Source organism: Bradyrhizobium sp. AUGA SZCCT0176, assembly GCF_018130145.1.
GTDB lineage: Bacteria > Pseudomonadota > Alphaproteobacteria > Rhizobiales > Xanthobacteraceae > Bradyrhizobium.
In genome coordinates this window covers 221,662-244,681 of record NZ_JAFCMB010000005.1, presented here as the reverse complement: position 1 = coordinate 244,681, position 23,020 = coordinate 221,662, and the positions used below count along the sequence as shown (strand labels likewise).

Here is a 23,020-nt window from a genome sequence, read left to right as displayed (position 1 = left end):
ATTCCAGATGATGACTGATAGTCCGGGCGGGCCGATAATTAGTCAAATTGGCGCGGCTTATGGTTCGATGGATTGCCGAGCTTACTGAAACGCTAAGCCTTGATATTGCGATGAAAAGCTGCCGCATACACATCATGGGTGCATCGGGTTCGGGCGTCACCAGCCTCGGCCGAGCTTTGGCCGATTCGCTGGCGATGCCGCATCACGACACCGACGATTATTTCTGGCGACCGACCATTCCGCCCTATCGGGTAATGCGCGAGGCCAGCGAGCGCCTGGAGCTGATGCGCGAGATATTTCTGCCGTGTGCGGATTGGGTGCTGAGCGGATCGCTCAATGGCTGGGGCGACGGGCTGATTTCCGATTTCGATCTGGTGGTCTTCCTCGTCACCCCGCGCGAGGTACGCCTGCAGCGGCTGCGTGCCCGTGAAGCCACGCATTTTGGCACCAATGCCGTGGCTCCTGGCGGATGGCGGCATAAGGCGACCGAAGAATTCATCGAATGGGCTTCCGGCTACGAGGAAGGCAACGTGAGCCGCAATTTGGCGAGGCACCAGGCCTGGCTTGCCGCATTGCCCTGCCCGGTTCTGCGCCTCGACGGATCGCGGCCGTTGCCGGAGCTTGTCGGAGAAGTGCGCCACGCGATTGACGGCCATATCAATCCCACGTAGCAATCGCCCTTCCCGCAACGCGCGCAGCTCTATAGTCTCGCACACGGCCGCGGCGAACAACGCCCGGCGCACTAAGTAGGAAACGCTATCGAGATCGACCGGCCACGCGCCCCGTCGAGATGCAGACAATCAACAACACGAAACGCACAGGGAGAACGCCAATGCTGACGCGACGCAGTATGATGCTTGCCTCGATCGCCGCCGGAGTGACCATGAACAGCCGAACCGGCCTTGCCAAGGCAGCCCAGCCGGCGACGCCGGTGAATTTCGACATTCCTGCAGGCGCCTGCGATTGCCACACCCATATCCATCCGGACCCTGCGAAATTCCCGTTCTTCGCCGGCCGCGTCTACACGCCGGAACTGGCCTCGCCGGAAGAGATGACCGCCTTGCACAAGGCGATCAGGATGGAACGCGTGGTGATCGTGACACCGAGCATTTACGGGCCCGATAACTCCGCGACCCTGTTCGGCATGGCTGCCCGCGGCGCAACCGCGCGCGGTGTCGCCGTGATCGACGACAAGACATCGGAAGCCGATCTCGACGCCATGGGCAAGGCGGGCATCCGCGGCATCCGGCTCAACCTCGCCACCGGCGGCGTCAATGATCCCACCGTCGGCCGGCCGCGGTTCTCCGCCGCCGTCGAACGCATCAAGGCGCGCGGCTGGCATGTGCAGCTGTTCACCAGCCTTGCGATGATTACGGCAATCAAGGATCTGGTCGCGACGTCGCCGGTGCCGGTCGTGTTCGACCATTTCGGCGGCGCGCAGGCCGCCCTTGGTGTCGGCCAGCCCGGCTTTGCCGATCTGGTGGAACTGGTGAAATCAGGCAAGGCCCATGTGAAGATCTCCGGCGCCTACCGCGCCTCGAAGCTGGGGCCTGACTATGCCGATGCCACCCCGCTCGCCCAGGCGCTGATCGCGGCCAATGCCGACCGCATCATCTGGGGCACCGACTGGCCGCATCCGGACTCGGTGACGCCCGGCGGCAAACAAGTTACCGACGTGACGCCGCTGTTCCAGATCGACGACGGACGCCTGCTCAACCAGCTTCCGGTGTGGACGCCGGATGCCGCCGTGCGCAAGAAGATCCTGGTCGACAATCCGGCGCGGCTTTACGGGTTCTGAGGTTCTCAAGATCGCCGCCCGCTCCGTGTGCCGGAGCGGGTCGCGGTCCTAATCCTGCAACCACTCGCCCCCCTCAGCGCGCCCGGCGCGAGAATACCGAGATCAGCACCGGCAGCGTGATCAGGATGACGATTGGCGCCAGCATCATGCCGGTGACGACCACCACCGCCAGCGGCTTTTGCACCTGCGAGCCGATCCCGGCCGACAGCGCCGCCGGCAGCAGGCCGACGCCGGCCACGACGCAGGTCATCAGCACCGGCCGCAATTGCAGCTCGCCAGTGCGGATCACGGCTCGCATCCGCTCATAGCCTTCATCGATCAATTGATTGTACTGCGACAGGATGATGATGCCGTCCATCACGGCGATGCCGAACAGCGCGATGAAGCCGATCGCCGCCGATACGCTGAACGGAATCCCCGAGATCAGCAGCCCGAGCACGCCGCCGAAGATCGCCATCGGAATCACGCTCATCGCCAATAATGTATCGACCATCGAACCGAAATTGAAGAACAGCAGCACCGCGATCAGCGCCAGGCTGATCGGCACCACGATCGAGAGCCGCTTGATGGCGTCCTGCAGATTGCCGAATTCGCCGACCCACTCGACCCGCGATCCCGGCGGCAGCTGGACCCGGCTTGCGACCTTGTCCTGCGCTTCCTGGATCGCGCTGCCGAGATCGCGCTCGCGGACCGAGAACTTGATCGGCAGATAGCGTTCCTGCCCTTCGCGGTAGATATAGGCGGCGCCCGAGATCAAATTGATTGACGCGACCTCGCTGAGCGGGATCTGCGTGATCGCACCGCCCGGTCCGGCGACGCCGATCCGCAAATTGTGGATCGCCTCGGCACTCTTGCGATACTCCGGCGCCAGCCGCACGATGATCGGGAAATGCCGGTCGCTGCCGGGTTCATAGATGTCGCCGGCGGTGTCGCCACCGACCGCGACCTTGATGGTGGCGTTGATATCGCCGGGCGACAGGCCGTAGCGCGCCGCCCGCGCCCGATCGACATCGATCTGGACGGTGGGCTGGCCGAGCGAGGTGAATACCGCGAGATCCGTGACGCCCTGCACGGTGGCGAGAACGGACTTGATCTTGTTGGCGGTGTCGGTCAGCGCCTGCAGATCGTTGCCATACAGCTTGATCGAGTTTTCGCCCTTGACGCCCGAGACCGCCTCCGAGACGTTGTCCTGCAGATATTGCGAGAAGTTGAATTCGACGCCGGGGAATTTTTCCTGCAACTGCGCCAGCAACTGCGCCGTCAGTTCGTCCTTGTCATGGGTGTTGGGCCATTCGCTGGCCGGCTTCAACGGCGCGAAGAATTCGGCATTGAACAGGCCGGCGGCGTCGGTGCCGTCGTCGGGGCGGCCGTGCTGCGACACCACCGACTCCACTTCGGGACGGCTGCGGATCAGCCTTCGCATCTCGTTGACGTAGGTATTGCCTTCCTGCAGCGAGATGGTCGGCGGCAACGTGGCTCTGATCCACAGATTGCCCTCTTCGAGCTTGGGCAGGAATTCCAGCCCGAGCAGCCGCGCGAACACGATGGTCGTGATCACGAGGACCGCAGCACCGGCCATCACGATTCTGCGGTTCGCGACCGCCCATTTCAGCACCGGGAGATAGAGCCGGTCGAGCTGCCGCATGATCCAGGTTTCGGTGTGCTCCATATGCGAGGGCAGGATGATGGCACTCAGCGCCGGCGTGACGGTGAAGGTCGCCAGCAAGCCGCCGGCCAGCGCGTAGGCATAGGTCCGCGCCATCGGCCCGAAGATGTTGCCTTCGACGCCGCTCAGCGTGAACAGCGGCAGGAAGGCGGCGATGATGATGGCGGCGGCGAAGAAGATCGAACGCGACACGTCGGCGGACGCGGAGAGGATGGCGTGACTCTTCATCCCCATCGTGGTTTCGTAGGAGATCTGGCTGCGCTCGGCCTCCGACAACGCCGTGGTTTGCGACAGCCGGCGGAAGATCGCTTCCACCATGATCACGGTGGCGTCGACGATCAAACCGAAATCGATCGCACCGACCGAGAGCAGATTGGCGGATTCGCCGCGCAGCACCAGGATGATGACGGCGAAGAACAGCGCGAACGGGATCGTCGCCCCGACGATCAACGCGCTTCGGAGGTCGCCGAGGAATATCCATTGCAGCAGCACGATCAGGATGATCCCGACCACCATGTTGTGCAGCACGGTGTGGGTGGTGATGTCGATCAGGTCCTTGCGGTCATAGATCCGCTCGATCTTGACGCCGGGCGGCAGGATGCTGGAATTGTTGATGGAAGCGACCAGCTGCTCGACGCGGGTGATGGTCGGCGCACTCTGCTCGCCGCGCCGCATCAGCACGATGCCCTGCACGATGTCGTCGTCCTGGTCGAGGCCGGCGATGCCGAGCCGCGGCTTCTCGCCGATGGTGACATGCGCGATGTCGCTGACCAGCACCGGATTGCCGCCCGATTGCGACACCATGGTGTTGTTGAGGTCGTCGATCGAGCGGATCAGTCCGACGCCGCGCACCACGGCGGATTGCGCGCCGATATTGACGGTGTTGCCGCCGACATTGATGTTGGCATTGCTGACGGCCTGCAGCACCTGCGGCAGCGTCAGGCCGTTGGCGACCAGTCTGTTGAAGTCGACCTGCAGCTCATAGGTCTTGGTCTTGCCGCCCCAGCCGGTGACGTCGATCACACCGGGCACGGCGCGGAAGCGGCGCTGCAACACCCAATCCTGCAGCGTCTTGAGGTCGAGCACGCTGTAGTTCGGCGGCCCTTTCAGCCGGTATCGATAGATTTCGCCGATCGGGCTGAGCGGCGAAATGCCGGGCTGCACGTTGCCCGGCAACGGCGCGAGCTGTGACAGCCGGTTCAATACCTGCTGCAGCGCCTCTTCATAGGTGTAGTCGAAGGAGAACTGCAGTTTGACGTCGGACAGGCCGTACAGCGAGATGGTGCGGATGGTACGCAGGTTCTTGATGCCGGCGACCTGGGTCTCGATCGGGATCGTGATGTAGCGCTCGATCTCCTCCGACGACAGGCCCGGACTTTGCGTCACGATGTCGACCATCGGCGGGGTCGGATCGGGATAGGCCTCGATGTTGAGCTGCTTGAACGCGATCAGGCCGCCGACCATTACCGCGACGAACATGCCGACCATCAAATAGCGGCGGCTGACGGCAAGGGCGACGAGGCGATCCATTCAGATCGAAGCTTTCCGTGAGTAGAGCGGGAGATCAGCTGCCGGACGCGGCCCGGTCGATGAACAGCGCGCCCTTTGTCACGATCAGCTCGCCGGGCTTCAGATTGCCGACCACCTCGACCAGATCGCCATTGGCAAGGCCCGCCTTGATCTGGCGGAGTTCAATCGTATGGTCGTCATGCACGACCCAGATCCGGACCTGATCCCCCTCGTAGATCAACGCCGTCTTCGGCACCCCGACCGCCGGATGATCGCTGGCCGAATAGATCGTCACATTGGCGAACATTTCCGGCTTGAGCACGCCATTGGCGTTGTCGACGGTGGCGCGGACCAGCAGCCGGCGCGTCGCCGGATCGATCGCGGTGGAAACGTAATTGACGCGCGCCGACAGCGCCTGGTTCGGCAACGCCAGCACGTTGAACGCGACGTCCTGCCCGACCGCAACATTGGCGGCGTCGGTCTCGCGCACGAAGGCGACCATCCAGACGGTGGAGAGATCGCCGATGACATAGACCGGATCGCTGGCGCCGGAGTTCACATACTGGCCGGGGCCGATCTTGCGCTGGACCACGGTGCCGGCGATCGGCGCGAAGATGGTGGTTTCCGGATTGATGCGGCCCTTTTCCTGGAAGGTCGCGATGTCCTCGTCGGTGAGGCCGAGAATGCGCAGCTTGTTGCGCGCCGCTTCCATCGCCGTCTGCGAGGAGCGCATGTCGTTCTGCGCCTGGATCAGCGTCGCCTGGCTCTGCTGATAGTCCTTGAGCGGAACGGCCTTGCCTTCGAACAGATCCTTGGCGCGCTGGCCCTGCAGCTGCGCCAGATCGAGCGCGGACTTTGCCTTGTTCATGGCGCTCATGGCGCCGATGAAATCGTTCTGCGCCTGAACGTTGTCGGCAGCCTCGATCACGAACAGCGGCTGACCCTTGACGACATTATCGCCGGGCCGGACCAGAAGCCGGGTCACCCTGCCGGCATAGGGCGAGAACACCGGCGTCGAGCGATCCTCGTCGATCGCGATCTTGCCTTCGGTGACGTGCTCGGCCCGGAAGCCCCGCGTGGCGACGGGCTGGATGGTCAGGCTGGCCCATTCGGCCGGCGACAGCTTGTAGCGCTGCTGTCCTCCCTTGCGGGACTGACTGGACACTTCGGAATGCTTGGGCTGGGTCGCGCTGAACTGCAGGAATCCATAGACGCCCGCGCCTGCAAGCGCGAGTAAGGCTATCACCAGCGCCGGTCGCCGGCGGCTAAGCATCTGTAATTGCTTAATCAATTTGCTACGCATGCGGTCTGTTCAACTCAGCAATGGCGACAATTTGCCTCACCCGCTAATAGTGCCTAATCGGAGTTCCAAACAAGCTAAAAAACGAGCACGGCCGTTAATTTTTGGAGAGGTCTGCCTGAACGGCGGCTGAAAATACCTACTCGCGTGCCGGCCATTGCGGCGGGTGGCTGCCAAGCGGCATCGCCGGGCGGGCCCAGAACGCTGGGGTTTTCGACAACAGCGCCGAGTGCCGGACCGACCGCAGTGCACCAAAGCCGGAAGCCACCTCCTCGATAAAGGGCATCACGGTTTCCCCCTTCAAATCCCCGGTCTTGAAGCCATCGGCGACGCGACCGAGATTCCACAGCCACCGACCGGTCTGCGCCAGCGACACCCGAACGTGCCAGCTGCCGCCTTCGCGCGACTGCCGCGCCTTGGCCATCATGGCGCCGAACGCCATGAGGTAACCGGTGGCGTGGTCCAGCATCTGCGCCGGCAGCTCTTTCGGCCCGTCGACGCCCGCCGCCTGCCCTTCGGCATGGTTGAAGCCCGTGGACGTCTGGACCAGCGAGTCGAAACCGCGGCGCTCTGCCCAAGGACCGGCATGACCATAGGCCGACAGCGTCACATAGACGATCCCCGGACTAATACGGGCCGCCTCTTCCGGTGCGAAGCCGAGGCCGGCGATCGCAAGCGGCCGGTAGCCTTGTGAGATAATATCGGCCTGCGCCACCAGATCGCGAAACACCGCGCGGCCTTGTTCGCTCTTGAGTTCGACAAAGCTCGTCAGCTTGCCGCGCCCGGTATCGATCGTAAGCCAGGGAATCGCCGGCAGATTTGGACCTGAGATCAACAGCACGTCGGCGCCGTGGGCAGCGAGCGTGCGACCCGCGACGGGACCCGCGATCACGCGCGACAGATCGAGCACGCGAAGGCCGGCGAGCGGCCGATCGCCCTTCGGCCACGGTTTTGGCGCGGCGTCGCCGATCTTCTCGATTGTGATCAGCGGCAATCCGGCAAGCGCCCTGGCGTGCGGCGTTACCGACCATTCGTCGTACGAACGCATCATCGACACCACGCCGCCAGCGGCATAGGCCGCGGTCTCGAACGCCTCGCCATCCCATTGCATCAGCGCGGCCTGGACCTCGTCGCGCTCCGGCTTGCAGTTCAGCACCTTGCAGACGGCGTCGCGGTGATGCGGGAAATTGGTATGCAGCCGCACGAAGCGCGCGTCGCGCGTCTGGTAGACGCCGGCGATCGCGTCCCAGGCCGGCGGCGGCGGCTTGTCGTCAACGCGCAGGTAACGCTCGGAACGGCATTCGACCACGGCGTGACGCATGTCGACGGTAACGTCCTGCGATTGCCCGCTGCGCAATTTCCATATCCCGGCGGCAGCAAGCCCCGTTGCCGCGACGCTGGCCTGCGCGGCGGCCGCGACGCGAAACGACGACGGCAACTGCGGCTCTTCGCCGGTCAGCTTGATGGCGTCGAGCGCAGAAGCCTCGCCGCCGGCTGACGTCCAGATATCACCGAGAATTTCACGCGGGCTTTGCATCGGCATGTCTCTTCCCTAGTCTTTCCTTGGCATCGCAACGTAGCCCGGATGGAGCGTAGCGCAATCCGGGTAGAGCGATCCGCTTGGCGAAATCCTCCCGGATTTCGCTACGCTCCATCCGGGCTACGCCTTAACTGCACGAAGGAGTTGCAATGGCCGCCGTCGAACCCCTGACCGCCGGTGCGGTCCTGCTCGCAACCGCCGCCACCGATGCGGTCTATGTCATGTTCACCTCGGCCGTGGTGGCGCGCAAGCGCGTGCCGGCGGCGACCTGGAGCAGCGTCTGGTATGTGCTCTCGTCCTATGCGGTCATCAGCTACACCGAGAACTGGGTCTATGTGGTGTTTGCGGCCGTCGGTTCGTGGGTCGGCGCCTATGCGACGATCACCTTCCTGCACCGGCCGCCAGGCGGGCCGCCGGTCGGCGCGGCGCCGGAGTAGCCTCGCTGTCGTCCCAGCCTAGTTGCGTAATTGCGCAATCGCTCCGCACGTCGTCCCGGCGAACGCCGGGACCCATACCGCGTGATCTCTCGATAAGGCTTGGTAACAGAGATCGTTCGCAACTTCTCCCTGTGGTTATGGGTCCCGGATCGCGCTTCGCTTGTCCGGGACGACGGGGATGTGTGGCCGCATTCTCGCGACGCATTGCGCCCGAGCTTTGCCAGAAACTTCCCGCCCTCATCAAACCGAGGGCGCAGGGAAGACCGGGTGCGCGCTGCACCCGCGGTCCCGTGTGCGGTTTGCACTAAAAAGGCTGCACACGAGCATACAGGGCAGCGGTGAACACCCGGCCTTCCCTGCGCAATGGCTTTACGGCTTATGCCGTGCTCTCCCCGGAGACGAGTTCTTGGTTGACTCCGTCGCCGCCGTTCAGCTCTCGCCTACCCGACAGCTTGACACCTGCAACGGGTGCCAGGACCACACGGTTTTGCCGTACGCTTAGTCCACGCCATCGTCTCAGCGTAAACCAGCGTCCATCGCAACCCGCCCAACGTCCGTGACGACGGCCGACGCCCTTCTGAGTAGGACGGGATGGCCAAGATATGGCCCTGATTTGTCTTCCGGTAAACAGAATTATTTTTTATTACGGGGCTTGACACGATTTCCGTAAATCAGAACTGATTTGCCCATCGGGCTATTTTGCCGCACTTGACCGTCATTGCGAGCGCAGCGAAGCAATCCATGGCACGGCTTGAGGCAATATGGATTGCTTCGCTGCGCTCGCAATGACGAGGAGAGAACGACATGCAAATCAAGCTGTCATTCCCCGATGTTCTGCTACAGTGTCGATCGCCAACAAAAGGAAAAACAAAATGGATCTGGGCTTGAAGGGAAGAAACGCCGTCATACTTGGCGGCACGCGCGGCATTGGGCGGGCGATTGCCGACACGCTGGCCGGCGAAGGCGGCAATGTCGCGGTTTGCGCGCGTAACGCCGATCAGGTCGCAAGCGCCGTTGCAGAACTGAAAGCGCGGGGCGTCAAGGCCACCGGCGCTTCCGTCGATATCACCGACGCGGCGGCGCTGAAATCATGGATCGGCGGCGCAGCTGCAGAACTCGGCGGCATCGACATGCTGTTCTCCAATGCCGGCGCCATGGCGCAAGGCGGCGATCCCGCATCCTGGGAGCAGAATTTCCGGCTCGACGTGCTGGGCGCCGTCAATGCATTCGAATCCGCGCGGCCGTTCCTCGAAGCGAGCGGCGAGAAGAGCGGCGACGCCGCCTTTGTGATCATTTCGTCGGTTTCGGCGGCACAGGCCGACAACGCCAGCTCCTACGGTCCGATCAAGGCGGCGCTGGTCCACATGGCCAAGGGCCTGGCGCGGCAATACGCCTCGAAGAAAATCCGCGTCAACGTGGTGTCGCCTGGCACGGTCTATTTCAAGGGCGGCGTCTGGAATATGATCGAGCAGAACATGCCGAAGCGCTATCAGGACGCGCTAACGCGTAACCCGACCGGCCGCATGGCGACGCCGCAGGAAATCGCCAATGCCGCCGTGTTCCTCGCAAGCCCGGCGTCTTCCTTCACGACGGGGTCGAACCTGATCGTCGACGGCGCGATCTCGAACCGGGTGAATTTCTGATACGTTACCCGTCGCCAGTTGCCGGGATTGACTTGACGAGACTTGCTCTCCTGTGCGGAGCGCGTTATTTTGACGTCACTCAACCGAGAAAGGAGGGCCGCGCGATGATGACGTTCTTCCGGCACTATCGCCAGCGTGGCCCGGTCAACGCCCTGCAAATGCGTTTGCAGGGCTGACCAGAGACTTCTGAACTTCTTCCTGGTCTGCCCTTCGTGGCCATGAGGCGTTGCGCGTTATTGCGCTCGCGCCGCATTCTCATTCATCGCCGCGCTTTGACACCGACATCCGACGATGGCTGCGTGCCCCGGATATCGTGATCGCCGGCAAGACCAGAGAACGATCATGACGCTTATTACGATCCGCAATCTCGGCGTGACGCTGAGCGCGCCGCTGTTTTCCCGGCTGAACCTCGTCGTCAATCCCGGCGACCGGATCGGGCTGGTCGCTGCCAACGGTCGCGGCAAATCCACCCTGCTGCGCTGCATGGCCGGCACCATGGAAGCGAGCGAGGGCGAGATCACCCGATCGCGCGGGCTGACGGTGGGCTGTGTCGAGCAGAACGTGCCGGAAGCTCTGATGGAGACCCCCCTCTATGCAGCCGTGCTCGAGGCGCTCTCCGCCGAACAACGCCACAGCGAACGCTGGCGGGTTGATGTTGCCCTGGAATCGCTTTGGGTGCCCGAGGCGTTGCGGCAGAGGCCGCTGAAACAGTTGAGTGGCGGCTGGCAGCGGCTTGCCATGCTTGCGCGCGTGCTGATGACGGAGGCCAACGTGCTGCTGCTCGACGAGCCGACCAACCATCTCGACCTCACCAGGATCAACCAGCTTGAAAACTGGCTGAACGCGCTGCCGCGCGAGATGCCCGTCGTCATATCCAGCCACGACCGCGCCTTTCTCGATGCGACTACGAACCGGACGCTGTTCCTGCGGCCGGAGCAGTCGCAGCTGTTTTCGTTGCCCTATACACGGGCACGCGCCGCACTCCGCGAAGTGGACGCTTCCGACGAGCGGCGCTACCAGCATGACCTCAAGACTGCCCAACAGCTGCGCCAGCAAGCTGCGAAGCTCAACAACATCGGCATCAATTCCGGCAGCGACCTGCTGTTGTCAAAAACCAGGCAGTTGAAGCAGCGGGCCGAAAAACTGGAAGATGCAGCAAAGCCCGCGCATCTCGAACGATCCGCAGGCACAATCAGGCTTGCCAATCGCGGAACCCACGCCAAGGTGATGGTGACGCTGGACGACGCCACGGTCGAGACGCCGGATGGCAGGCTGCTGTTTCGGACCGGCAAGCAGTTCATCTGCAAGGGAGACCGGATCGTGTTGCTGGGATTGAACGGGGCAGGCAAGACCCGGTTCGTAGCCATGCTGCGCGCGGCAATCGAAAATCGAGACGGGGTGCACGCCGGCATCAAGGCCACGCAGTCGCTCGTTCTCGGCTATTGCGATCAGGCTCTTGCCGGTCTTGCTGATGCCGACACTCCGACACACACGATCATCCGCCGCTTCGATGTCGGCGATCAGCGTGCGCGCACGTTGCTCGCGGGTGCCGGCCTCTCGATCGAGATGCAGGGACGTCCGATCGGCCAGCTTTCCGGCGGACAGAAGGCGCGTCTGGGCATGCTGTTGCTGCGGCTTGCCCAGCCAAACTTTTATCTGCTCGATGAACCCACCAATCATCTGGATATCGAGGGGCAGGAAGCCCTGGAGGCTGAACTGATGGTGCATCAGGCAAGCTGCCTGCTGGTGTCACATGACCGCAACTTCGTGCGGACGGTGGGCAATCGTTTCTGGTTGATCGAAAAGAAGAAGTTGGTCGAACTGGAGGAACCGGAAGGGCTGTTTGCAGCGGTCAGTTAGCGCCGCGAGACAGCCCGTTTGCTGTGTGACACGCGTCACGGTGGCGCCCCGGCACGCGTCGTATCCCTGTCATCAGGGATGGCGGGAATGGTCCCGCTGCAGGGAAAACGGGAGACGACAATGACCAAGTCCAGGAACTCAGATCGCAACAACCAGTCGGCCCTGATCGACGATGCGCAGCTCGAGATCGTGGTGGGCGGCGCGATGGACTCCAGGCTTGCGAAGATGTTTGCGGAGCGTGCCGTTGGCGGATGGATCATGCAGGACATCTGGACCCGGCCGACGCTCGGCACCTACCACTAACACTTCTCGATTTGCGCACGATTTTGGTCTCGGCGGCGACGGGCCGCCATGTTCCACCGGTCACGAATGAGGCCGCCTCGCCTGGCGGCCTTTTTCACGCGCGCTTCCGGCACAGGCCTTCGAACTTGTCCGCCTTGTCGCCGAGTTCGCGAAGCGGGACCTGCTGGCGCGAAGGTCCCACCACCATCACCAGCGACTTCGCCTGCCGCAGCGCCGGGAACAGCGGATCACTGCCCGGAAGCGAGCCATCGAAGCTCGGCGTGCCGGCTTCCTCGTTCACAAGCGTCCGCCCTTGCAGTTTCGCGGTGACGCTCCCGGCGATCAGCGACGCCGACATCGCCTGGCGCGGCTTCACGCCGGCGCCGGTCTCGTTGATGAAGACCTTCACCACGCCCTGGCCCGGTTTGCAACGGAACGTGATCGGGGTGTCTTCGGCGTTGTCGGTGCCGTAGGACAGCATGGATTGGCCATCCACGGTCCGGAGCCGCCATGTTCGCTTGTCAGCAGGCTGGGCATACGCGGCCAAGGTGGTGGCGATTAGGACCAGCATGGCCGGCGCGGCCAATCGAGCCATCATGAAACCCCCATTCGGCCTTTTCGCAGGCGGCGTGTGGTCAACGCCTTATCGCAGGCGGCTGACCAGCGCAATCAGCTCGCCTTGCCGGTGGGTCTCGGTCTTGCGGAAGATTGCCTTCAGATGCGACCGTGCGGTTTCATGCGCTATTGCCATTTCCTGCGCGACTTCTTCCAGCGACTTGCCGCCGGCCAGACACAGGGTAATGCGCGCTTCCGATGGCGTCAGGCGGAAGGCCTGGCGCAGCATCGCCAACTGTTCGGCCTCGCCTTCATCGAAGCCGGAGAGGATGAGAATGGCGCGGGCCCCGAGAAACGGACTGCGCGCCGCGCCGTCGACCGGCAGCACACGGACGACGATCGGCGGCTTGCCGGCGCGGCGGACCACGATGGGCGCGACGCCGAGCGCATCGACGTCGGAGGCGGTTCTCAGCCGGTCGAGGAAATTATTGAAGGTCGATTGGGCCCGCCTGTCTGATATGACGAGGCGCTGCCCGATGATCCTTATATCGCCGCCAAGGGCGGCTTCCGCAGACGGATTGATGTCGATGACCGATCCGAACCGGTCGAGCGCGATCGCGGCGCGCTTGATGAAGGCCAAGGCATTGGTGATGCCGGACAGCACGCCCCTTCCGACAGCAGTGGAAAGCGTGGCGGTCTCCGTCAATCGTTGGGACAGGCCGGCAAGCGCCGCCTTTTCGGATTCGTCAAAAGCTCCCTCACCGATCGTGCGTTGGATGGAAAAGCCCCACAACGCGGAGCCTGCAAAAAATCCGATAACCGCAAACCAGCGCAGCCCGAAATTGTTCGCATGCGCATACAGGGGATCGCGAAGCATTTCCGTTTCGGAGGTGAAGATGTCCTGGTCGCTGACGATCTGACGGCCCGCGAGCAACAACGGCACGCCGCGCGCCGCGCGGATGTCGTTTTCGTGGAAGCGATTGTCGAAATAGGATTTGAAAAATTCCCGCCCGGACTCCGTCATCGGCACGTCGGGCGTCCGGACGTCGCTTTGAAGCAGGCATGCCGCCGCTGAGTTGCTGGCGCTGCAAATGTCCTGCATCAAGGCAGGCCACATCGCAGGATCGATCACTGCATCGCCCAGCCGGTTGCTGATCGACTGCAACCGGCCAACGTCCACCTTCGTCCCCATTGGTCAGCCTATGCCACTTCCGCCACGCGCTTCGAAACCGGCGTGCAAGACGAGTTCCACCGACCCGATTCTGCGCTGCTGCAGGTTCCGACAAGGAACCCTCCAACGCCACCCCCATTTGGGTGAGACCGGCAGGTAACGTTACCAGCGCTTCTGCAGCAGGCCGGCCAATTTTGACTCGAAGCATCGCATCGCGTCGGCTAAAATTAAGGTCACCGGGGGCTAGAGGATTCTTAAACAATCAATTTTGTTCTTCCCGGGCGGCCGCTGGATTCACCTCCAGCGGCCATTTCATTCTTGCGGCATGCCGTTTTAAGGCGTGCCGTTTTAAGGCGTGTCGTTTTAAGGCGTTCTTGGCTCCGCACCTTAATGAAAATCCCGCGACGGCGGCAGGATGCGGACGTTGCGCGGATGGCGGATCTTTTGCGCCGATGTCTCGGGGTGGTCGCGGCGGTCGTCGTTGAGCGGCTCGATCAGCGCAGGGCCCGCCGGCACCGGATGCTTGCGGCTGAGTGCATCGTTGGCCAGACCGATCAGATCGTGCGAGCGGTCGAACAGCCGCTGCGCCACCAGATGCGTCACGTGTTCCGGACTGCTCTGGATGTAGCCCTCGACCAGGATCAGGCGCGCGCCCATTACTTCCTTGCGGTACTTTTCCATCACCGCCGGCCACACCACGATGTTGGCGATCCCGGTTTCATCCTCCAGCGTCATGAAGACGACGCCCTTGGCGCTGCCCGGACGCTGCCGCACCAGCACCACGCCGGCGCAGCGGACATGACGCCGGTCGTTGCGATGCGCGATATGTTCGCAAGGCACGATGCGCTCCTTTGAAAACTTCGCGCGCAAAAATTCCATCGGATGGCCCTTCAGCGACAGCCGGATGGTCTGGTAGTCGGCGACCACCTGCTCCGGCAGCGGCATGTCAGGCAGCGGTTTGGCGTTTTCGTCCGGCTGCTCGCGCGCCACCGCTATCTCGAACAGCGGCAGCGGCACATCGTCGGGCAGCCGGCGCACCGCCCACAGCGCGGCGCGGCGATCGAGCCCGAGCGAACGGAACGCATCGGCATCCGCCAGCAGGATCAGCGCGCGTTTTGGAAGTGCGGTGTCGCGGGCGAACTCCTCCAGCGAGGAGAAGGGACGGCGCGTTCGTGCGGCGATGATGCGGTCGGCCCAGTCGTCGGTCCCACCATCATTCCGGGGCGCGCATAGCGCGAGCCCGGAATCCATCTTGCTACGCGGATGCGGTACAATGGATTCCGGGTTCGTCGCTGACGCGACGCCCCGGAATGACGACTGGAGGGCCTTCAATCCCTCCTCATCCGGATCGGCCCATTTGAAACCATCGATCTGCCGGAACCCGAGCCGCACGGCGCAATATTTCCCTTCGCCCTGTTCCAGCGTGTTCTGCGCAAAGCTGCGTGACACGTCGATCCCGCGCACCTCGACGCCGTTCTTGCGGGCGTCGCCGACGATCTGCGCAGGCGCATAAAAGCCCATCGGCTGCGAGTTCAAGAGCCCGCAGCAGAACGCGTCGGGATGGTAATGCTTGAGCCATGACGAGACATAGACGAGCTGCGCAAAACTCGCGGCATGGCTTTCCGGAAAACCGTAAGAGCCAAAACCCTTGATCTGGTTGAAGCAATTATTGGCGAACTCGGGATCGTAGCCGCGGCGGATCATGTTGCCGACCATCTTGGCTTCGAACTTGCCGATGGTTCCGAGATTGCGGAACGTTGCCATGGCGCGGCGCAATCCGTTGGCTTCCTCGGAGGTAAATTCCGCCGCCTCGATCGCGATACGCATCGCCTGTTCCTGGAACAAGGGAACGCCCAGCGTCTTGTGCAGCACGTTGCGCAACTCATCCTTGTTGCCGCCCTTCGGATAGGGATATTCGATATCCTCAGGCCGCATTTTTCGGCGCTTGAGATAGGGATGCACCATGTCGCCCTGGATCGGGCCGGGCCGCACGATCGCGACCTCGATGACGAGGTCGTAGAAGGTCCGCGGCTTCAGGCGCGGCAGCATGTTCATCTGAGCGCGGCTTTCGACCTGGAACACGCCGAGCGATTCACCCCGCTGCAGCATTTGATAAACTGCGTCGTCGTCCTCCGATTTGATATCGGCCAACTCGTATCGCTCACCCTTGTGATCGGCGATGAGATCAAAGCATTTGCGGATGCAGGTCAGCATGCCCAGCGCCAGCACGTCGACCTTCATCATGTGCAGGGCGTCGACGTCGTCCTTGTCCCATTCGATGAAGGTGCGGTCGTCCATCGCGGCGTTGCCGATCGGCACGTAAGTATCGAGCCGATCCTGCGTCAGCACATAGCCGCCGACATGCTGCGACAAATGCCGGGGGAATTCGATCAGTTCGGCCGCAAGCGCGACCGCGAGCTCGATCATCGTATTCGCAGGGTCGAGCCCGGCCTGCCTGACCTGCATCTCGTTGAGGCCCTTGCCCCAGCTGCCCCACACCGTATCGGCCAGCGCCGCGGTGACGTCCTCCGTCAGCCCCAGCGCCTTGCCGACATCGCGGATCGCGCTGCGCGGCCGGTAATGGATGACGGTGGCAATGATCGCGGCGCGATGGCGGCCGTAGCGCCGGTAGACATATTGCATCACCTCTTCGCGTCGCGAGTGCTCGAAGTCGACGTCGATGTCGGGCGGCTCCAGCCGTTCCTTGGAAATGAACCGCTCGAACAACAGATCGACCTTGGTCGGATCGACCGAGGTGATCCCGAGCACATAGCAGACCGCCGAATTCGCCGCCGACCCCCTGCCCTGGCAGAGGATGTTCTGGCTACGCGCATAATGAACGATGTCGTGCACGGTGAGAAAATAATGCGCGTAGTTTAGCTCGGCGATCAGCGCCAGTTCCTTGTGCAAGGTGGCGCGAAGCGTGTCATTGGCATCGTAGCCAAAATAACGGTCGACACCCTGCCATGTCAGATCTTCCAGATGCTGCTGCGCGGTTTTTCCGGGCGGCACCGGTTCGTCCGGATATTGATATTTGAGCTGGTCGAGCGAGAAATTGATACGGCCGGCAAAGCGCATGGTTTCCGCAATCGCGTCCGGCAGATCGCGAAACAGCCGCGCCATTTCGTGCGGCGGCTTGAGATAGCGTTCCGCATTGGCCTCGAGCCGCTTGCCGACGGCCTCGATGGTCGTCTTTTCGCGGATGCAGGTCAGCACGTCCTGCAGCGGGCGGCGCGCGGCATCGTGGTACAGCACCTCGTTGGTCGCCAGCAGCGGCACCTTTGATGTCAGCGAGATCAGATGCAGCCGCGCCAGCCGGCGGCGGTCGTCGCCGCGGTACAGGAGGCTTGCGGCCAGCCACACGCCGTCGGCGCGGCTATCCTTCAGGCGGTCCAGGATTTTTAAGGCGCCGGCCGAGTCGAAGCGATGCGGCAGCGTCAGCACCAAGAGCTGGCCTTCGGAAAATTCCAGGAGGTCATCCAGTTTCAGATGACACTCGCCCTTGGCGATCCGCTCGGTATCGCCGCCGCGCTTGCCGCGGGTAAGCAGCTGGCATAGCCGGCCATAGGCGGCACGGTCGCGCGGATAGACAAGAATATCCGGCGTGCCGTCCATGAAGACGAGGCGCGAACCGATCAGAAGCTTTGGCTTGTGCAGAAGTTCCGGGTTGTCGAGCTCCTTCCAGGCGCGCACCACGCCGGCCAGCGTGTTGTGATCGGCGATCCCGATCACGGGAATACCAAGCCGGCTCGCCTCCTGCACATAGGCGCGCGGATCGGATCCGCCGCGCAGGAAGGAGAAATTCGTGGTGATGCCGATTTCGGCATAGGCAGGCGTATTCATGCGAACAGCCCGTGCACGAACCATTTGGGCAGAACGGGTTCACCCTCCTCGTCGCTTTTGAGTTCGCCCTCATAAAGCCCGTCGCGGTAGATCCAGAACCGCAGCCCTTCCGCGTCCTCGATCCGGAAATAATCCCGCGTCAGCGCCTCGCCATTCTGCTTCCACCATTCCATCGCGATACGTTCGGGACCTTCCACCCGCACCACCGCATGGGTGACGCGCCGCCAGGTAAATTGATGCGGCGGCCCGTCGGGCACGGATGCAAACGGCACGTTGATGGGCTCAGGTCTTTCGAACAGCCGCAGCGGCCGCAATGGCGGCTCACTCGCGATACGATCAGGCCAGGCGGCTTGCGTCGCGGCCGCCAGATGATGCTGCGCCGATACCGCCAGCACCGCGCGTTCCGGGATATGGGTGTCCTGCGGCAGATGCACGACGACGCGCTTTCCCCCGATCCGCGCCGCGATGCGGTCGATCAGGGCGGCCAGTTCGTCATTGTCATGGACATTGGCGTCGAGATCGCGCTGCTGCTGCACCACGATTTCGGTGCGGCTGGCGGACAGGCGTATCAGGTCAAAGCCGAAGCCGGGATCGAGCGGATCGTTCAAGGCATCGAGCCGCTCGCGAAACAGCCGGTCGATCACCTCAGGCCTGGTCACCGGACGACCGGTATCGACCGTAATGTTGCGCACCGCGCCGTCGGTGCGGAAGAAACTCGCCTCCAACCGCCGCGCGCCCTTGCCTTGCTTGTCCATCGCGGTGACCAGCATGCCTGCGAGCGAGGACAGGTTGATCGCGATCACGGTGTCGGTGGCAACAGGTTCGGGAAAGCGTTTTTCGACGATGTAATCCGGCAAGGGTTTTCGCGGGCTGATCGGCGCATCGCCCTGCCCCAGCGAGTGTTCGAGCAAAGTCGTGAAGCCGGCGCCAAATCGCGCCGTGATCTCGTGGCGGGCGCGCGCGGCGACGTCGCCGATGGTTTTCAGTCCGGCGCGGCGCAGGCCGCTGGTGATCGCACTATCGGCGCCGAGCGCCGAGACCGGCAGCGGGCCGACGGCGTCGGCCTCCTCGCCATCGGCAATGATTTTCCCCGACGCATGGCGCGTCATCGTACGGGCGCAGATCGAGGTGCCGGCGATATCAGCGCTGACGACAAAGCCTCTGCGGGTCAGCGCGCCGCACAGGGTCTGCAGCAGCGCGCGCTCGCCGCCGAACAGATGGGCGCAGCCGGTGATGTCGAGATACAGCCCGTGCGGGGGATCGAGCGCCACCAGCGGCGTGAAGCGATCGCACCAGTCGGCGATATCGCCAAGCGTCTTGGCGTCCGCAACCGGATCGGCATCGAACACCGTCAATTCCGGACAGATCGCGCGGGCATTGGCGAGCGGCAGGCCGATCTCGAGGCCGGAGCGCGCCGCGAGATCATCGAGCGCATAGATCTGCAGCGCGTTGTTTTGCTTGGCGACGACGACGGTGGGGGCTGGCACCTCTCCCGCTTGCGGGGACACACGAACAGCATGACTCGCGGAGACACCCCCACCCCGACCCTTCCCCGCAAGCGGGAGAGAGGGCGCACTGCCCGTGCCGTAAGAGATTTCAACCCGCTCTGCGCTGCCCTGCGTAAGCTGCCGCTTGATGCGGTCGATGGGCAGGCGTGGCAGCCAGAGGCTGAGGATTCGCCGCCGGTTCGCTGAAAAGGCACTCATCACATTTCCATTCCATGATCCACCGCCCAACCGGGCCATGACGGTTACGAACGAGCTCGGCGTCGAACACCGGCGCGCCCCACGCATGCCAGGGTGCTGATGGCGGCGAATGCGCCGCGCGCACGATCCACCTTGTCTCCGCGGTCGAGGGCTGCGGCGTCGCCGCCAGCCGCAACAGCAATGCGGTGACGCCGGAAGCCTGCGCTGCCAAAGTCAGTTTGCGGCTGGCGACGAGATCGAGCTGGCGCGGCTCGCCCCAGACTTCCAGCACCACGGCGCCCAGCGCATCGCAGGCCAGCGCGTCGGCGGCGGTCCGTAGCGCCGCGTCGGCATCGGCGGCGCGCACGGTTACCAGCAGCCGCGGATCGAGGCCGAGTTCGGCGAGCCCGCTCATCGACAGCGCGCCGGATTCGATTTCCGAAAAATCCTGCCGCACCCAGACCAGCGGCCGGCGCGATGTCACCCGTCCCGCAAGGCCCGCGATGAATCCCGTCGCCGCCGCACCCTGATGTCCTTCGGCGAAGACTTCATGCACCGCGGCGCGGGCAAGGCCGCCGCACAGCGTCGCATCGGCCTCGGCATGGCCGAGCGCCACTTTGTGAAGCGCATGCGTATCCGCGCCCGCCTCGATGCGCTCGATGCGGCCGCGCAAACTTGCAAGCGTGCTCATGCGCGCGCCGGTCATGCGCCGCTCCTTGGAAATTGTGGGCCATTGCTGGTTTTGAAATGAACCCGCTGCTGGTTCATTTGTTCATGATATGTTCTATATAAAGCTAACAGGCCCGGCAGAGTCAATCGGGATTACTACTCAGGCGATTCATAAGCGGAATCAAAGGGATTCAAGGATGGACGTGCAACGCAAGCTGGAAATCCTGGCCGATGCCGCCAAATACGACGCTTCCTGCGCCTCCAGCGGCACCGAGAAGCGGGATTCCAGCGACGGCAAGGGCCTCGGCTCGACCTCGCCCGGCATGGGCATCTGCCATTCCTACGCGCCGGACGGCCGCTGCATCTCGCTGCTCAAAGTCCTGCTCACCAATGCCTGCAACTACGATTGCCTTTATTGCGTCAACCGCACCTCCAGCAATGTGCCGCGGGCGCGCTTCACCGTCGACGAGGTGGTGAAGCTGACGATCGACTTCTATCGCCGCAATTACATCGAAGGCCTGTTTCTCTCCTCCGGCATCATCCGCAGCGCCGACTACACCATGGAACAGGTCGTTTCTGTCGCGAGAAAACTGCGCGAGGAGCATCACTTCCGCGGCTACATTCATCTGAAAACCATTCCGGAAGCCGATGATGCGCTAATCACCGAGGCCGGCAGATATGCCGACCGGCTCAGCATCAACATCGAAGTGCCCGAGGAAGCCAGCCTTGCCAAACTCGCGCCGGAAAAAGACGTGCGCGCGATCCGCCGCACCATGGGCCGATTGCGGCTCAAGCTCGATGAAGCGCAGGACAACAATAACAACAACAAGACCGTAACAAAGGCAAAGCCGCCGCTCTTCGCTCCGGCCGGCCAGAGCACGCAGATGATCATCGGCGCGGATGCGGCCGACGACAAAACCATTCTCCATACCAGCGCCAATCTCTATGGCTCCTACAAACTCAAACGCGTCTATTATTCCGCCTTCAGCCCGATCCCGGATGCCAGCCGCGCGTTGCCGCTGGCCGCTCCTCCGCTGGTCCGCGAGCACCGGCTCTATCAGGCCGACTGGTTGATGCGGTTTTATGGTTTCGACGTCGGCGAGATCGTCGACGACGCCGCCGGCATGCTGCCGCTCGATATCGATCCAAAACTCGCCTGGGCATTGCGGCACCGCGACCGGTTTCCGCTCGATGTGAACCGGGCCAGCCGCGAGGACCTGCTGCGCGTGCCCGGATTCGGCCGCAAGGCCGTCGATCGCATCATCGCCACGCGCCGCGTCACATCGATCCGTGCGGCCGATCTCGCCCGGCTGCACATCCCGAGGAATAAGGCGCTGCCGTTCATCGTTCTCAGCGATCACCGCCCGCAGCCGCATCTGCTCGACGGGGCGAAGCTGGCGGAACGATTCAGGCCGAAGGCGACGCAATTGGGGTTTGGGTTTTGACCACAGTCGTCATTGCGAGCGAAGCGAAGCAATCCATAGCGCCACAAGCGGAGGAATGGATTGCTTCGTCGCTTCGCTCCCTTGCGCAAACGCTTCGCGTTTGTCGCAGGCAATGACGAGGAGGAGAGACATGCACCACATCACCCTCGACGGCGAAACCGATTTTGACGGCTGGCGTAAGGCGGCACGGACGCTGGTGCTGAATGATGTAAGCCCGGCCGACGTGACATGGCGTGTGCAAGGTGACGCGCCCGAATTGTTTGAATCGACCACCCCACTGCCCGACCCGCCAAATGCGACTTTCAACGTCCCGGCCAAATTCGTCGAGCTGGTGAAAGCCGCGATCCTGCATCGCAATAGCGAACGCTTTGCCATCCTCTATCGCCTGCTGTGGCGGCTACGCGGCAACCACGACCTGCTTGTCGTTGCGACCGATCCTGACGTGGCGGAGGTCGCGGCGATGGCAAAGGCCGTGCACCGCGACGAGCACAAGATGCACGCCTTTGTGCGCTTCCGTGAAATCGGCCGCGAGCAGAAATCGCATTTCGTCGCCTGGTTCGAGCCGGAGCATCATATCGTGGAGCTGGCCGCGCCGTTCTTCGCCCGGCGCTTTGCCGACATGCCCTGGTCGATCCTGACGCCTGACGTCTGCGCGCATTGGGATGGCCATGCCGTTTCGATCACGCCGGGGGTAGCTAAGGCCGAGGCGCCGACCGAAGATCGGTTGGAGGAAACCTGGCGGCGTTACTATGCCAGCATCTTCAATCCCGCCCGGCTGAAGGTGAAGGCCATGCAAACCGAAATGCCGAAGCGATATTGGCGGAACCTGCCGGAGGCCTCGTTGATTAAGCCTCTGATCGAGAGTGCCGAACGCACCGCCAGCGCCATGATCGCGCATGCGGCGAGCGAACCGCATAAATCGCAGAAGCGGCAGGAACCGCCGATGAAACGCAAACAGGCAGCCGACGACATCGAAATGCTGCGGGAAGAAGCCGCCGATTGCCGCGCCTGCCCGCTCTGGAAGGACGCCACCCAGACCGTGTTCGGCGAAGGCCCACAGAATGCCCAGGTCATGCTGGTCGGCGAACAGCCCGGCGACAAGGAAGACCTCGCGGGCAAGCCGTTCGTCGGACCGGCCGGCCAAATGCTGGATCGTGCACTGGATGAGGCCGGCATCGACCGTTCAAAAGTCTACGTCACCAATGCCGTGAAGCATTTCAAGTTTGTGCCGCGCGGGAAAATCCGCCTGCACCAGAAGCCGAACACAGCTGAGATCAAGGCTTGCCGGCAATGGTACGAACGCGAACGCGCCGCCATCAAGCCTGTCTTGGTTGTGGCGATGGGTGCTACCGCAGCGCAGAGCGTGTTCGGCAAAATCACGCCGATCAACAAAAGCCGCGGACGCCTGATTGATCTCGAGGACGGCGCGACGGCTCTTGTCACCGTGCATCCGTCCTATTTGCTGCGGCTGCCGGACGCCGACGCCAAGGCGCAAGAGTATCAGCGCTTCGTGGCCGATCTCAAAATCGCGGCAGCCTTGCTGCGAAAATCGGCGCACGCTGCCTGAATTTTCGCGCATCCCAAAGCGAAGTGGATACCGGTTCGCGTCAAGAAAAC

General features: G+C 63.1%; 16 protein-coding genes. 8 read left to right on the top strand and 8 right to left on the bottom strand.

Going from position 1 to position 23,020, the window contains the following annotated elements:
- Nucleotides 1-110: 110 nt before the first annotated feature.
- Both JQ600_RS14935 and JQ600_RS14930 read left to right on the top strand, forming a co-directional pair.
- Nucleotides 111-671: a hypothetical protein gene (locus JQ600_RS14935; protein WP_212385663.1), complete on the top strand. Its 561-nt coding sequence runs from the start codon at nt 111-113 to the stop codon at nt 669-671.
- A gap of 161 nt (nt 672-832) precedes the next feature.
- Entirely contained in the window at nt 833-1,798 is a 966-nt protein-coding gene (locus tag JQ600_RS14930) for an amidohydrolase family protein (protein WP_212385665.1), read from the top strand.
- Nucleotides 1,799-1,871: 73 nt separating this feature from the next.
- Here JQ600_RS14930 and JQ600_RS14925 read toward each other — a convergent pair whose 3' ends face one another.
- From JQ600_RS14925 to JQ600_RS14915, 3 genes are all read right to left on the bottom strand, one after another.
- Entirely contained in the window at nt 1,872-4,994 is a 3,123-nt protein-coding gene (locus tag JQ600_RS14925) for an efflux RND transporter permease subunit (protein ID WP_212385667.1), read from the bottom strand.
- Nucleotides 4,995-5,028: 34 nt separating this feature from the next.
- A complete protein-coding gene (locus JQ600_RS14920; RefSeq protein WP_212265445.1) occupies nt 5,029-6,276 on the bottom strand; it encodes an efflux RND transporter periplasmic adaptor subunit in 1,248 nt (415 codons plus the stop codon).
- A 136-nt stretch (nt 6,277-6,412) separates the two neighbouring features.
- Nucleotides 6,413-7,810 (bottom strand): CoA transferase, encoded by a 1,398-nt coding sequence (locus JQ600_RS14915; RefSeq protein WP_212385990.1) that lies wholly within the window; start codon nt 7,808-7,810, stop codon nt 6,413-6,415.
- A gap of 152 nt (nt 7,811-7,962) precedes the next feature.
- On the opposite strand from JQ600_RS14915, the gene JQ600_RS14910 reads away from it, so the two are divergent.
- From JQ600_RS14910 to JQ600_RS14895, 4 genes are all read left to right on the top strand, one after another.
- Nucleotides 7,963-8,250, top strand: coding sequence for a hypothetical protein (locus JQ600_RS14910; protein WP_211995676.1), 288 nt, complete (start codon nt 7,963-7,965; stop codon nt 8,248-8,250).
- Between the two features lie 872 nt (nt 8,251-9,122).
- Nucleotides 9,123-9,893 (top strand): SDR family NAD(P)-dependent oxidoreductase, encoded by a 771-nt coding sequence (locus tag JQ600_RS14905; protein ID WP_212385668.1) that lies wholly within the window; start codon nt 9,123-9,125, stop codon nt 9,891-9,893.
- 342 nt (nt 9,894-10,235) lie between these two features.
- Nucleotides 10,236-11,753 (top strand): ABC-F family ATP-binding cassette domain-containing protein, encoded by a 1,518-nt coding sequence (locus JQ600_RS14900; RefSeq protein WP_212385991.1) that lies wholly within the window; start codon nt 10,236-10,238, stop codon nt 11,751-11,753.
- 120 nt (nt 11,754-11,873) lie between these two features.
- Entirely contained in the window at nt 11,874-12,056 is a 183-nt protein-coding gene (locus JQ600_RS14895; protein ID WP_212385669.1) for a hypothetical protein, read from the top strand.
- A gap of 94 nt (nt 12,057-12,150) precedes the next feature.
- Here JQ600_RS14895 and JQ600_RS14890 read toward each other — a convergent pair whose 3' ends face one another.
- The 5 genes from JQ600_RS14890 to JQ600_RS14870 form a co-directional block, all read right to left on the bottom strand.
- Nucleotides 12,151-12,633, bottom strand: a complete 483-nt coding sequence (locus JQ600_RS14890) for a hypothetical protein (RefSeq protein ID WP_212489970.1) — start codon at nt 12,631-12,633, stop codon at nt 12,151-12,153.
- 45 nt (nt 12,634-12,678) lie between these two features.
- A complete protein-coding gene (locus JQ600_RS14885; protein ID WP_212385671.1) occupies nt 12,679-13,782 on the bottom strand; it encodes a helix-turn-helix transcriptional regulator in 1,104 nt (367 codons plus the stop codon).
- 366 nt (nt 13,783-14,148) lie between these two features.
- Nucleotides 14,149-17,604: an error-prone DNA polymerase gene (locus JQ600_RS14880; RefSeq protein WP_212385672.1), complete on the bottom strand. Its 3,456-nt coding sequence runs from the start codon at nt 17,602-17,604 to the stop codon at nt 14,149-14,151.
- Nucleotides 17,601-19,310 (bottom strand): Y-family DNA polymerase, encoded by a 1,710-nt coding sequence (locus JQ600_RS14875; RefSeq protein ID WP_409363248.1) that lies wholly within the window; start codon nt 19,308-19,310, stop codon nt 17,601-17,603. The genes JQ600_RS14880 and JQ600_RS14875 overlap by 4 nt, the downstream gene beginning before the upstream one ends.
- The gene (locus JQ600_RS14870) at nt 19,201-19,995 is read right to left on the bottom strand and encodes an ImuA family protein (protein ID WP_212265453.1); all 795 of its coding nucleotides are present in this window, start codon (nt 19,993-19,995) and stop codon (nt 19,201-19,203) included. The genes JQ600_RS14875 and JQ600_RS14870 overlap by 110 nt, the downstream gene beginning before the upstream one ends.
- Before the next feature lie 160 nt (nt 19,996-20,155).
- On the opposite strand from JQ600_RS14870, the gene JQ600_RS14865 reads away from it, so the two are divergent.
- On the top strand, nt 20,156-21,403 hold the full coding sequence (locus JQ600_RS14865) for a putative DNA modification/repair radical SAM protein (RefSeq protein ID WP_212489969.1): 1,248 nt from the start codon (nt 20,156-20,158) through the stop codon (nt 21,401-21,403).
- Between the two features lie 130 nt (nt 21,404-21,533).
- A complete protein-coding gene (locus tag JQ600_RS14860; RefSeq protein WP_212385673.1) occupies nt 21,534-22,970 on the top strand; it encodes a UdgX family uracil-DNA binding protein in 1,437 nt (478 codons plus the stop codon).
- Nucleotides 22,971-23,020 lie beyond the last annotated feature (50 nt).

Excerpts from the sequence above, each read along its gene's own strand:
- JQ600_RS14925 (WP_212385667.1), bottom strand. The coding sequence starts at position 4,994 with ATGGATCGCCTCGTCGCCCTTGCCGTCAGCCGCCGCTATTTGATGGTC.
- JQ600_RS14910 (WP_211995676.1), top strand. The coding sequence starts at position 7,963 with ATGGCCGCCGTCGAACCCCTGACCGCCGGTGCGGTCCTGCTCGCAACC.
- JQ600_RS14900 (WP_212385991.1), top strand. The coding sequence starts at position 10,236 with ATGACGCTTATTACGATCCGCAATCTCGGCGTGACGCTGAGCGCGCCG.
- JQ600_RS14860 (WP_212385673.1), top strand. The coding sequence starts at position 21,534 with ATGCACCACATCACCCTCGACGGCGAAACCGATTTTGACGGCTGGCGT.
- JQ600_RS14915 (WP_212385990.1), bottom strand. The coding sequence starts at position 7,810 with ATGCAAAGCCCGCGTGAAATTCTCGGTGATATCTGGACGTCAGCCGGC.
- JQ600_RS14935 (WP_212385663.1), top strand. The coding sequence starts at position 111 with ATGAAAAGCTGCCGCATACACATCATGGGTGCATCGGGTTCGGGCGTC.
- JQ600_RS14930 (WP_212385665.1), top strand. The coding sequence starts at position 833 with ATGCTGACGCGACGCAGTATGATGCTTGCCTCGATCGCCGCCGGAGTG.
- JQ600_RS14870 (WP_212265453.1), bottom strand. The coding sequence starts at position 19,995 with ATGACCGGCGCGCGCATGAGCACGCTTGCAAGTTTGCGCGGCCGCATC.
- JQ600_RS14865 (WP_212489969.1), top strand. The coding sequence starts at position 20,156 with ATGGACGTGCAACGCAAGCTGGAAATCCTGGCCGATGCCGCCAAATAC.
- JQ600_RS14895 (WP_212385669.1), top strand. The coding sequence starts at position 11,874 with ATGACCAAGTCCAGGAACTCAGATCGCAACAACCAGTCGGCCCTGATC.
- JQ600_RS14905 (WP_212385668.1), top strand. The coding sequence starts at position 9,123 with ATGGATCTGGGCTTGAAGGGAAGAAACGCCGTCATACTTGGCGGCACG.
- JQ600_RS14920 (WP_212265445.1), bottom strand. The coding sequence starts at position 6,276 with ATGCGTAGCAAATTGATTAAGCAATTACAGATGCTTAGCCGCCGGCGA.
- JQ600_RS14880 (WP_212385672.1), bottom strand. The coding sequence starts at position 17,604 with ATGAATACGCCTGCCTATGCCGAAATCGGCATCACCACGAATTTCTCC.
- JQ600_RS14875 (WP_409363248.1), bottom strand. The coding sequence starts at position 19,310 with ATGAGTGCCTTTTCAGCGAACCGGCGGCGAATCCTCAGCCTCTGGCTG.
- JQ600_RS14885 (WP_212385671.1), bottom strand. The coding sequence starts at position 13,782 with ATGGGGACGAAGGTGGACGTTGGCCGGTTGCAGTCGATCAGCAACCGG.
- JQ600_RS14890 (WP_212489970.1), bottom strand. The coding sequence starts at position 12,633 with ATGATGGCTCGATTGGCCGCGCCGGCCATGCTGGTCCTAATCGCCACC.